The sequence below is a fragment of the Streptomyces sp. T39 genome (assembly GCF_008042045.1).
GTDB lineage: Bacteria > Actinomycetota > Actinomycetes > Streptomycetales > Streptomycetaceae > Streptomyces.
Genome location: NZ_RDBP01000012.1, coordinates 3,114,565 through 3,125,395, shown reverse-complemented (window position 1 = coordinate 3,125,395; position 10,831 = coordinate 3,114,565). Strand labels below are relative to the sequence as shown.

Sequence of the window (10,831 nt, the reverse complement as noted above, 5' to 3'; positions counted from 1 at the left end):
GACAGCGCGCGGACCGCCGCCGCGTCCGCCCCCCGTGCCACGGCGACCGGCGAGGCCGTACCCCGGGGCCCCGGCCTCGCGGGTCCGGAGGACCGCGGCCGTCCGGACGGTGCCGGCCCCGGCCGCCCCGCCCCGTACGGCTCCACGGACGCCCCGGGAGGGGAGGCCGCCTCCGGCGCCGAGGGCGCCCCGGCCGGCGGCCCCCGCTCCGGCGCCTCCGGTCCGGGCGCTCCCGGTTCATCCGGTTCCGCCGCTGCCGGCGGCCCGGCTTCGAGCCCGAACGGCGGCCCCGACAGGGACGACTCCACCCCGGACACCTCGGGCTCGGCCCCCGCCGCCTCGGGCTCGGCCCCCGCCGCCTCGGACACCTCGGGCTCGGGACCTGCCGCGTCGACCGATCCGGCCTCGACCGACCCGGCCTTGACCGACGCGGCCACCGGCGCCCAGCCCGCCCGGCCCGGGGGCGGGCAGGTGCGGGCCGCCCTGGCCGGGGGGCCGCGGAGCTGGTTCGGTCTGCGCGGCCGCACCTCCGGCACCGTCCGGACGGCCGCGGTCCTCCGGACCCGCGAGGCCGGGGCCCCGGGGTACGGCCTCGCCGGTCGCCGTGGCACGGGGGGCGGACGCGGCGGCGGTCCGCGCGCTGTCACGACCCGGCGTCTGCGCGGCCGCGCCGCGCGTCCGCCCGGTGCCCGCGCCGGCCGTGGACGAGCCCGTACGGCCTCCGTCGCCCGGCGCGGATCCCGCGGCGGTGGCACCGGCGCGGGGAGGCGCCGGCGGGCGGGTGCTGGAGGCCGCCGCCAGGGCGTCGGCCAGCGCGCCCATCTCCACATGGACCACGGCCACGGGCTTCGCCGGACTCGCCGCCGCCGCCTCCGTCAGGGCCGCCGCGAGGCTCTCCCCGTCACCGGCCTCGGTGACGCCGTCCTCCCCCACCCACGGGATCGCCGTCACGAGCACCGCGTCGCAGCGGTCGTCGCCGAGCGCCCGGGCGAGCGCCGCCCGGAAATCGGCGGGCGTCGCCCCCGTGGTCAGGTCGAGCGGCGGCAGGGGGCGCAGCCCTTCCGTGAGGCAGGCGTCGTAGGCGAGCAGCCCGAGCGACTCCGAGTTGCCGAGGATCGCCACCCGGGGGCCGGCGGGCAGCGGCTGGCCCGCCAGCATCAGCCCCGCGTCGACCAGCTCGGTCACCGTGTCCACACGGATCACGCCCGCCTGGCGCATCAGCGCCCCGACCGTCGCGTCCGGGATGCGCGTCACCGGCACCGCGTGCCCCGGCGGCGCGCTGCCGCTGTGCCGGGCGCCCTTGACGACCACCACGGGCTTGACCGCTGCCGTGCGGCGGGCGAGCCGGGTGAACTTGCGCGGATTGCCGATGGACTCCAGGTACAGGAGCACGACGTCGGTGCCGGTGTCCTCGTACCAGTACTGGAGGAAGTCGTTGCCGGAGACGTCGGCCCGGTTCCCGGCGGAGATGAACGACGACACCCCCGCGCCGCGCCGGTGCAGCCCCGCCAGCAGTGCGATGCCGATGGCGCCGGACTGGGTGAACAGCCCGATGCGGCCGGGTGCCGGCGACTCGGGGGCGAGCGAGGCGTTGAGCCGGACGGAGTCGGCGGTGTTGATGATCCCGAAGGCGTTCGGTCCGATGATCCGCATGCCGTACGAACGCGCCTGGCGGACCAGTTCCCGCTGCCGCTCCCGGCCCGCCGAGCCGGTCTCGGCGTATCCGGCGCTCACCACGACCAGGCCGCGGGCGCCGTGCTCGCCGCAGTCGGCGACGGCTTCGGGGACCCGTTCCGCCGGGACGGCGACGACGGCCAGGTCGACGGGCTCGTCGATCTCCCCGAGGGAGCGCACGGCCCGCACGCCGTCCACGGTGTCGAGTTCCTCGGGGAACGCGCTGTTCACGGCGTGGACCCGGCCGGTGAATCCGGCCTGGAGGAGATTGCGGAGCGCGGTGCGGCCGACCCCGCCGGGCCGGCGGCCGGCCCCGACCACGGCGACGGAGCCGGGCGAGAGCAGCCGCTGGACGGACCGGGCCTCCGCGCGCTGTTCACGGCCGCGCTGGACGGCGAGGGACTCCTCGGTCGGCTCCAGGTCGAGCGTGAGATGGACCGAGCCGTCCTCGAAGCTGCGCCGCTGGGTGTATCCGGCGTCCCGGAACACCTTGATCATCTTGTTGTTGGCCGGCAGCACCTCGGCCGCGAAGCGGAGGATGCCGCGCTCCCTGGCCACCGCCGCGATGTGCTCCAGCAGCGCGGACGCCACTCCGCGGCCCTGATGGGCGTCCTGGACGAGGAAGGCGACCTCGGCCTCGTCGGCGGGCGGGCCGGCCGGACGGCCCTGCCCGTCGATCCGGTCGTAGCGCACGGTGGCGATGAACTCGTCGCCCGCCGTCATGGCGAGCCCGACCCGGTTCACGAAGTCGTGGTGGGTGAAGCGGTGCACGTCCTTGTCGGACAGGCGGGGGTAGGGCGCGAAGAACCGGTAGTACTTCGACTCGTCGGAGACCTGCTCGTAGAAGCTCACCAGGCGGTCGGCGTCCTCGGCGGTGATCGGCCTGATCCGGGCCGTGCCGCCGTCGCGCAGGACCACGTCGGCTTCCCAGTGATCGGGGTAGGCGTGCTCCGGCGACGTCTGCATGGGGCAAGCGTACGGCCGTGTCACCGGTCGCGTGGAGGGTTGTGGACAGGCACGCTGAGAGGGCCTGAGGGCCCTGCCGCAGGGCCTCGTTCCGTCGGCCGGAGCACGTCGCACCACATGAGAGACTGGTCTAGACAACCCGTTGAGACTTGAAGGGCAACACACCATGGCTGAGCGTCGCGTCAATGTCGGCTGGGCCGAGGGCCTTCACGCCCGCCCCGCGTCCATCTTCGTCCGTGCCGCCACGGCCTCCGGCGTCCCCGTGACGATCGCCAAGGCCGACGGCAACCCGGTCAACGCCGCGTCCATGCTGGCCGTGCTCGGGCTCGGCGCCCAGGGCGGCGAGGAGATCGTGCTGGCTTCCGACGCGGACGACGCCGATGCCGCGCTGGACCGCCTGGCCAAGCTCGTCGCCGAGGGCCTGGACGAGCTGCCCGAGACCGTCTGAACGGCGCCGGAGCTCCGGCCCCCGCGGGACTCCCCCGCACGGTGCGCGGACAAGCCGCGGTGAACCCTCTCCCCCGAGGGCGCCGCGGCTTTTCTGCTGCCATGGGCCGGTAATTCCCTCAGGGGGAACGGCCGGGCAATTGCCACGGAAGTGAATTCGGGCAGCAGAAGAAGGCGCTCTCGAAAGACCCTTCTTTGTATACGGCCCTTTTGTTAATTGCGGACGCTCGCGATGTTTACGGCGTGTTGCGAAGTCCTCACCCGCTCCGGGCGGCGCAGACGGTGCGCGGCGGCCGCGCGTTCGGCGTGCAGGGCGGTGAGCGAGCGGGCCCGCTCCACGTCACCGCGGGCGACCGCGTCCACGATGGCCCCGTGCTCGGCCCAGGACTCCACGGGCGCCGCGGGCTGGTCGACCGTGTACATCCACGCCGTCTTGTGCCGCAGCTGGGTGAGCAGCGCCGTGAGCCCGGGACTGCCGCACGCCTGGGCGAGCGTCTCGTGGAACCAGGCGCCGAGCGAGCGCAGGTCCTCCCCCTGACCTCGGCGGGCCCGCTCCTGCCCGAGGCGCACCAGACCGCGCAGCACCTTCAGATGGGCCTCGGTGCGCCGCTGGGCGGCCCGGGCGGCGCCGAGCGGCTCCAGCAGCAGCCGGATCTCCAGGAGGTCGGCCGCCTCCTGGTCGGTGGGCTCGGCGACATGCGCGCCGGCGTGACGGCGGGTGACGACGAAGCCCTCGGACTCCAGTGTGCGCAGCGCCTCCCGCACGGGGACGCGGGAGACCCCGTAGCGGCGTGCGAGCTGCTCCTCGGTGAGCCGGCTGCCGCGCTCGAAGACACCGGAGACGATGTCGTCGCGAATCGCCGTGCATACAGAGTGCGCGGGAATGCGCATGGCCGAACCTCCGTCTGATCCGCACGAAAATCTGCACCGATTGACTCGTGTCCGGCGACTCTATTCCAGTCCGCGGGATTTTCCGAAGGCCACCGGGAATCCGTGGATATCTTCTGGCCTTTTGGCCGGAATGGGAGGCCGCCCCGGAGCGGCCGGGTCCACGTCGAGCGCGTCGGCCGCCTCCGGGCGCCGCCCTCCCGGGCCACGTCGCCCCCCGGTACGCCGACAGCCCCCGGCGGGGCGCCGGGGGCTGTCGGATGCGGTGCGGGTCAGACGTTGACGCCGCGGGCGCGCAGATACGCGACCGGGTTGATGTCGGAGCCGTACTCGGCCGTGGTGCGGGCCTCGAAGTGCAGGTGCGGGCCGGTCGAGTTGCCGGTCGAGCCGGACAGTCCGATCTGCTGGCCCGGGGTGACCTGCTGGCCGACCGAGACGGCGATCGACGACAGGTGGCCGTACTGCGTGTACGTGCCGTCGTTCATGCGGATGACGATGTTGTTGCCGTACGCGCCGCCCCAGCCGGCCTCGACGACGGTGCCGGAGCCGACCGCGACGACGGTGCTGCCGGACGCCGCGCGGAAGTCGACGCCGGAGTGGCTGCCGGAGGACCAGAGGCTGCCGCCGGTCTGGTAGCCGGTGGTCACGTAGGAGCCGGCGATCGGCAGCCGGAAGGCGTTCAGCCGCTTGCGCTCCGCCTCGCGGGCGGCGCGCTCCTTGGCCTCGCGTATCTCCTTGGCGCGCGCCTCGGCCTTGCGCTTCGCCTCGGCCTCGGCCTCGGCCCTCGCCTTGGCGCGGGCGGCGGCCTCGGCGGCCTCCTGCTTCTGCGCGGCCGCCTGGTCGGCGACCTCGTCCGCGAGCGATCCCATGGACACGATCTGGGTGAGGCCGGTGTCCTCGACGGAGGCGGCCTCGGCGTCGGCGGCGACGGCCGGGGAGGCGAGGGTGCCGATGACGCCGGCGGTGGCGAGGGTCGCGACACCCGCCAGGTTCGCGCTCCTGCGCGTCAGGCGGCTCGGGGCACGGTGCTTCCCGGTGGCACGGGTGAACGCCATGAAGAGGCTGATCCTTTCCTTCCTTCTCGCCTACCGGGTTAGCTGACGGGTTCGGAGCAGGAAGGTCTCCTACGGGCCCCTCCGCGGACGAAGGCACCCGATTCACCCCAGGGACTGCGTGGGTCCCCGGCTCCCCAGGCTCGCGCCTGACGGGGACTCGGCGATGACTGTCCGATGCCGCGGGCGCGGCAGGGTTTCGGCGGACAGCCGGAACGACGCTAGGCAGGCCGCCAGTCGATCACCAAACGGAACGGCTGTTTTGTCGTGCATGCCACAGGACAGAGAAGGATGCTTGCCGCCAAAAGGGACAGGGGGAGACAGACGAAGGAACCCCGGCATCACGCACGACACCAGGGTCCCTTCGGTACCTCTTCGCCCCTTTTCCGGGGCTTTCACCCTTCGGGGGGCGTGGCAGGTCAGCCGGTGACGACGGTCACCTCGCCGATGCCGAGCGCCTTGACCGGCTCCTCGATCTGCGAGGCGTCGCCGACCAGGACCGTCACCAGGCGGTCCACCGGGAAGGCGTTGACCACGGCGGCCGTCGCCTCCACCGTGCCCGTGGCGGCCAGCCGTGCGTACAACTGGGCCTGGTAGTCGTCCGGGAGGTGCTGCTCCACCTGGTCGGCCAGGGTCGCCGCGACGGACGCGGCCGTCTCGAACTTCAGCGGGGCGACGCCCACGAGGTTCTGCACGGCCACGTCGCGCTCGGCGTCGGTGAGGCCCTCGGCCGCCAGGGTGCGCAGCACCTTCCACAGGTCGTCCAGCGCGGGACCGGTGTTGGGCGTGTCCACCGAGCCGCTGATGGCGAGCATCGCTGCGCCCGAACCGTCCGGGGCCGACAACAGCACCTGCCCGAAGGCGCGCACGCCGTAGGTGTACCCCTTCTCCTCGCGCAGCACCCGGTCCAGACGGGAGGTCAGCGTGCCGCCGAGGCAGTAGGAGCCGAGCACCTGGGCCGGCCAGACGCTGTCGTGGCGGTCGGGGCCGACGCGGCCGATGAGCAGCTGGGTCTGGACCGCGCCGGGGCGGTCGACGATGACCACGCGGCCGGTGTCGTCCGCGGTCACCGGCGGGACCGGCCGGGCGGACGCCTTGTCGCCCGTCCACGCGCCGACGGTCTCCGCGAGCACGGCGTCCACGTCGGTGTCCGCGAGGTCGCCGACGATCACACAGGTCGCCGTGGCCGGCCGGACATGCGCCTCGTAGAAGGCGCGCACGGCCGCCGCGTCGATCCGCGACACCGTCTCCTCCGTGCCCTGGCGCGGACGCGAGACACGCAGCGAGGACGGGAACAGCTCGGCGGAGAGCTGCTTGGCCGCCCGCCGGGCGGGGTTGGCCATCTCGTGCGGGATCTCGTCGAGCCGGTTGCGCACCAGCCGGCCGACCTCGCCGTCCGCGAACGCCGGGGCGCGCAGGGCGTCGGCGAGGAGGCCGAGCGCCTTGTGCAGACGCGACGCGGGGACCTCGAGGGACACCCGCACGCCGGCGTGGTCCGCCATCGCGTCCAGGGTGGCGCCGCAGCGCTCCAGCTCGGCGGCGAAGTCCTCGGCGCTGTGCTTGTCGGTGCCCTCGGAGAAGGCGCGCGCCATGATCGTGGCGACGCCGTCGAGGCCGGCGGGCTCGGCGTCGAGCGGGGCGTCGAGCAGCACCTCGACCGCGACGACCTGCTGACCGGGGCGGTCGCAGCGCAGGACGGTGAGCCCGTTGTCCAGGGTGGAGCGCTCGGGTGCGGGGAACGCCCAGGGACGGGCCGTACCGGCGGCCGGCTGCGGGTGGAAGTCCATGGTCACGGCAGCGTCGCTCACTGGTCCGCCCCCTCGGTGTCGTCGTTCTCGTCGGCGGTGATCGGCTCGTAGACCAGCACGGCCCGGTTGTCCGGGTGCAGCCTCGCCTTGGCGACGGCCTGCACCTCCTCGGCCGTGATGTCGAGGACGCGCTGGACGGCGGTCAGCGCCAGCTGCGGGTCGCCGAACAGCACGGCGTAGCGGCAGAGTTCGTCGGCGCGGCCGGCGACGGTGCCCAGCCGGTCCAGCCATTCGCGCTCCAGCTGTGCCTGCGCGCGCTCCATCTCCTCGGCGGTCGGCCCCTCGGCGGCGAAACGGGCCAGCTCCTCGTCGACCGCGGTCTCGATCTGCGGGACCTCGACGCCGCCGGACGTCTTGACGTCCAGCCAGCCGAGCGACGGCGCCCCGGCGAGGCGCAGCAGCCCGAAGCCGGCCGCGACCGCCGTCTGGTCGCGGCGCACCAGGCGGTTGTGCAGCCGGGAGGACTCGCCGCCGCCGAGGACGGTGAGCGCCAGATCGGCGGCGTCGCACTCGCGGGTGCCGTCGTGCGGCAGCCGGTAGGCGGCCATCAGGGCCCGGGCGGGCACCTCCTCGACGACCTCCTCGCGCAGCTGGCGGCCGATGGTGTCGGGGAGGGTGCCGTCGCGCGGCGGCTGCTTGCCGTCGTGCGAGGGGATCGAGCCGAAGTACTTCTCGATCCAGGCGAGGGTCTCCTCGGGGTCGATGTCGCCGACGACCGACAGCACCGCGTTGTTCGGCGCGTAGTAGGTGCGGAAGAAGGCCCGGGCGTCCTCGAGGGTGGCGGCGTCGAGGTCGGCCATGGAGCCGATCGGCGTGTGGTGGTACGGGTGGCCGTCCGGGTAGGCGAGGGCCGTGAGCTTCTCGAAGGCCGTGCCGTAGGGCACGTTGTCGTAGCGCTGGCGGCGCTCGTTCTTCACGACGTCGCGCTGGTTCTCCATGGACTCGTCGTCGAGGGCGGCGAGCAGGGAGCCCATGCGGTCGGCCTCCAGCCAGAGGGCGAGCTCCAGCTGGTGCGTCGGCATCGTCTCGAAGTAGTTGGTCCGCTCGAAGCTGGTGGTGCCGTTGAGCGAGCCGCCGGCGCCCTGGACGAGCTCGAAGTGGCCGTTGCCCTTCACCTGCGCGGAGCCCTGGAACATCAGGTGCTCGAAGAGGTGCGCGAGCCCGGTGCGCCCCGCGACCTCGTGGCGGGAGCCCACGTCGTACCAGAGGCACACCGCGGCGACGGGGGTCAGGTGGTCCTCGGAGAGCACCACGCGCAGGCCGTTGGCCAGGCGGTGCTCGGTCGCTGTCAGGCCGCCGGAGCCGGCCTGGCCTGTGGCCGTGTGACCCATGGGCATGTACGTCCCTTCGATCGCGATGTGAAAGAGTCCTGCCACCCTATGCAAGCGCACCGGGGCCTGGCGAAGTTCCCGCCCGCGCACCACGTCCCTCTTCCGGGTCGCGTCGGTGCTGTCAGTGGGACGGTCCACAATGGTGCGCGTCGGATCCAGACTGGTACGTGAAGGAGCAGCCGCCGCGATGGCCCGCCGCAGCACGAAGACCCCACCGCCGGAGGAGTTCGAGGAGAAGATCCTCGACATCGACGTCGTGGACGAAATGCAGGGCTCCTTCCTCGAGTACGCGTACTCGGTGATCTACTCCCGTGCCCTGCCCGACGCCCGCGACGGCATGAAGCCGGTGCACCGCCGCATCGTCTACCAGATGAACGAGATGGGCCTGCGCCCCGACCGCGGTTACGTGAAGTGCGCCCGCGTCGTCGGGGAGGTCATGGGCAAGCTCCACCCGCACGGCGACGCGTCGATCTACGACGCGCTGGTGCGCATGGCGCAGCCGTTCTCGATGCGCCTCCCCCTCGTCGACGGCCACGGCAACTTCGGCTCGCTGGGCAACGACGACCCGCCGGCCGCCATGCGCTACACCGAGTGCCGGATGGCCGACGCCACGAGCCTGATGACCGAGTCGATCGACGAGGACACGGTCGACTTCCAGTCCAACTACGACGGCCAGGAGCGCGAGCCCGTCGCGCTCCCCGCCGCCTACCCCAACCTGCTGGTCAACGGCGCGTCCGGCATCGCGGTCGGCATGGCGACCAACATGCCTCCCCACAACCTCGGCGAGGTCGTCGCGGCCGCCCGTCACCTCATCCGCCACCCGAACGCCGACCTCGAGACGCTGATGCGTCACGTCCCCGGCCCCGACCTGCCCACCGGCGGCCGGATCGTGGGCCTCGGCGGCATCAGGGACGCGTACGAGACGGGCCGCGGCACGTTCAAGATCCGCGCCACCGTCTCCGTGGAGACCGTCACGGCCCGCCGCAAGGGCCTGGTCGTCACCGAACTCCCCTTCGCCGTCGGCCCGGAGAAGGTCGTCGCGAAGATCAAGGACCTGGTCGGCTCGAAGAAGCTCCAGGGCATCGCGGACGTCAAGGACCTCACCGACCGCCAGCACGGCCTGCGCCTGGTCATCGAGATCAAGAACGGCTTCATCCCCGAGGCCGTGCTGGAGCAGCTCTACAAGCTGACGCCGATGGAGGAGTCCTTCGGCATCAACAACGTCGCCCTGGTCGACGGACAGCCGCTCACCCTCGGCCTCAAGGAGCTGCTGGAGGTCTACCTCGACCACCGCTTCGAAGTGGTCCGCCGGCGCAGCGAGTTCCGCCGCACCAAGCGCCGGGACCGGCTGCACCTGGTCGAGGGCCTGCTCGTCGCCCTGCTCGACATCGACGAGGTCATCCGCCTGATCCGCTCCAGCGAGAACTCGGCCCAGGCCAAGGAGCGCCTGATCGCGCACTTCTCGCTGAGCGAGGTCCAGACGCAGTACATCCTCGACACGCCGCTGCGCCGGCTGACCAAGTTCGACCGGATCGAGCTGGAGAGCGAGCGCGACCGGCTCAACGGCGAGATCGACGAGCTGACCGGCATCCTGGAGTCGGACGCCGAGCTGCGCAAGCTGGTCTCCGCCGAACTGGCGGCCGTCGCCAAGAAGTTCGGCACGCCCCGCCGTACGGTGCTGCTGGAGTCCGCCGGATCCCCGGCCCCCACCGCCACGCTGCAGGTCGCCGACGACCCGTGCCGGGTGCTGCTGTCCTCCACCGGACTGCTGGCCCGCACGGCCACCGGCCGGCCACTCGCCGAGCAGGGCGACCGGCGCACCAAGCACGACGTGATCGTCTCCGCGGTGCTCACCACGCAGCGCGGAGAGGTGGGCGTGGTGACATCGGCGGGCAGGCTGCTGCGCCTCCCCGTGATCGACCTGCCGCAGCTCCCGGACACGGCCTCCGACCCGAACCTCGCGGGCGGCGCACCTCTGGCCGAGTTCCTCTCGCTGGAGGCCGACGAGTCCGTCGTGTGCCTCACGACGCTGGACGAGTCCTCGCCGGGGCTCGCCCTCGGCACCCTCCAGGGCGTGGTGAAGCGGGTCGTCCCCGACTACCCGTCCAACAAGGACGAGTTGGAGGTCTTCTCCCTCAGGGACGGGGACCGGATCGTCGGCGGTTCGGAGCTGCGCACCGGCGAGGAGGACCTGGTCTTCATCACGTCCGACGCCCAGCTGCTGCGCTACCCCGCCTCCCAGGTGCGGCCGCAGGGCCGGGCCGCGGGCGGCATGGCTGGCGTCAAGCTGGCGGACGGCGCCGAAGTGCTCTCGTTCACCGCGGTCGATCCGGCCGTGGACGCCGTGGTGTTCACCGTGGCGGGCTCCCGTGGCACGCTCGACGACGGGCCGACGACGGCGAAGCTGACCCCTCTCGACCAGTACCCGCGCAAGGGCCGCGCCACCGGCGGTGTGCGCTGCCAGCGGTTCCTGAAGGGCGAGGAGATGCTGGTGTTCGCCTGGGCCGGGGCGGCCCCGGCGCGCGCCGCGCAGGAGAACGGCACCCCGGTGCAGCTGCCGGACATCGATCCGCGCCGCGACGGCTCGGGCACCCCGCTGTCGTCACCCGTGGCGGTGCTGGCCGGGCCGGCGAGCTAGCGGACGCGGGGGGTGTCGGGGGCGGCC

General features: G+C 73.2%; 7 protein-coding genes and 1 riboswitch. Of the genes, 2 read left to right on the top strand and 5 right to left on the bottom strand.

The genetic code is table 11. The annotated features are described in order from the left end of the window. Positions 1–237 precede the first annotated feature (237 nt). Entirely contained in the window at positions 238–2,640 is a 2,403-nt protein-coding gene (locus EAO77_RS15160; RefSeq protein ID WP_261993906.1) for a GNAT family N-acetyltransferase, read from the bottom strand. A 166-nt stretch (positions 2,641–2,806) separates the two neighbouring features. On the opposite strand from EAO77_RS15160, the gene EAO77_RS15155 reads away from it, so the two are divergent. Continuing rightward, the gene (locus EAO77_RS15155; RefSeq protein WP_147988501.1) at positions 2,807–3,088 is read left to right on the top strand and encodes an HPr family phosphocarrier protein; all 282 of its coding nucleotides are present in this window, start codon (positions 2,807–2,809) and stop codon (positions 3,086–3,088) included. 212 nt (positions 3,089–3,300) lie between these two features. On the opposite strand, the gene EAO77_RS15150 is transcribed toward EAO77_RS15155, so the two are convergent. The 4 genes from EAO77_RS15150 to EAO77_RS15135 form a co-directional block, all read right to left on the bottom strand. After that, positions 3,301–3,978 carry a GntR family transcriptional regulator gene (locus EAO77_RS15150; RefSeq protein WP_147988500.1) on the bottom strand — a complete coding sequence of 226 codons (678 nt, stop codon included), beginning with the start codon at positions 3,976–3,978 and terminating at the stop codon, positions 3,301–3,303. Positions 3,979–4,247: 269 nt separating this feature from the next. After that, the gene (locus tag EAO77_RS15145) at positions 4,248–5,030 is read right to left on the bottom strand and encodes a M23 family metallopeptidase (protein ID WP_147988499.1); all 783 of its coding nucleotides are present in this window, start codon (positions 5,028–5,030) and stop codon (positions 4,248–4,250) included. A gap of 12 nt (positions 5,031–5,042) precedes the next feature. Next, positions 5,043–5,203, bottom strand: a riboswitch (cyclic di-AMP (ydaO/yuaA leader). Positions 5,204–5,446: 243 nt separating this feature from the next. Beyond that, entirely contained in the window at positions 5,447–6,814 is a 1,368-nt protein-coding gene (locus EAO77_RS15140; protein WP_147989142.1) for a M16 family metallopeptidase, read from the bottom strand. Positions 6,815–6,831: 17 nt separating this feature from the next. Beyond that, the gene (locus EAO77_RS15135; RefSeq protein WP_147989141.1) at positions 6,832–8,172 is read right to left on the bottom strand and encodes a M16 family metallopeptidase; all 1,341 of its coding nucleotides are present in this window, start codon (positions 8,170–8,172) and stop codon (positions 6,832–6,834) included. A 181-nt stretch (positions 8,173–8,353) separates the two neighbouring features. Between EAO77_RS15135 and EAO77_RS15130 the strand changes: the two genes are divergently transcribed. Beyond that, positions 8,354–10,804, top strand: a complete 2,451-nt coding sequence (locus tag EAO77_RS15130) for a DNA topoisomerase (ATP-hydrolyzing) subunit A (protein ID WP_147988498.1) — start codon at positions 8,354–8,356, stop codon at positions 10,802–10,804. The last annotated feature ends 27 nt before the right edge of the window (positions 10,805–10,831 follow it).

Excerpts from the sequence above, each read along its gene's own strand:
- EAO77_RS15145 (WP_147988499.1), bottom strand. The coding sequence starts at position 5,030 with ATGGCGTTCACCCGTGCCACCGGGAAGCACCGTGCCCCGAGCCGCCTG.
- EAO77_RS15130 (WP_147988498.1), top strand. The coding sequence starts at position 8,354 with ATGGCCCGCCGCAGCACGAAGACCCCACCGCCGGAGGAGTTCGAGGAG.
- EAO77_RS15140 (WP_147989142.1), bottom strand. The coding sequence starts at position 6,814 with ATGGACTTCCACCCGCAGCCGGCCGCCGGTACGGCCCGTCCCTGGGCG.
- EAO77_RS15155 (WP_147988501.1), top strand. The coding sequence starts at position 2,807 with ATGGCTGAGCGTCGCGTCAATGTCGGCTGGGCCGAGGGCCTTCACGCC.
- EAO77_RS15160 (WP_261993906.1), bottom strand. The coding sequence starts at position 2,640 with ATGCAGACGTCGCCGGAGCACGCCTACCCCGATCACTGGGAAGCCGAC.
- EAO77_RS15150 (WP_147988500.1), bottom strand. The coding sequence starts at position 3,978 with ATGCGCATTCCCGCGCACTCTGTATGCACGGCGATTCGCGACGACATC.
- EAO77_RS15135 (WP_147989141.1), bottom strand. The coding sequence starts at position 8,172 with ATGCCCATGGGTCACACGGCCACAGGCCAGGCCGGCTCCGGCGGCCTG.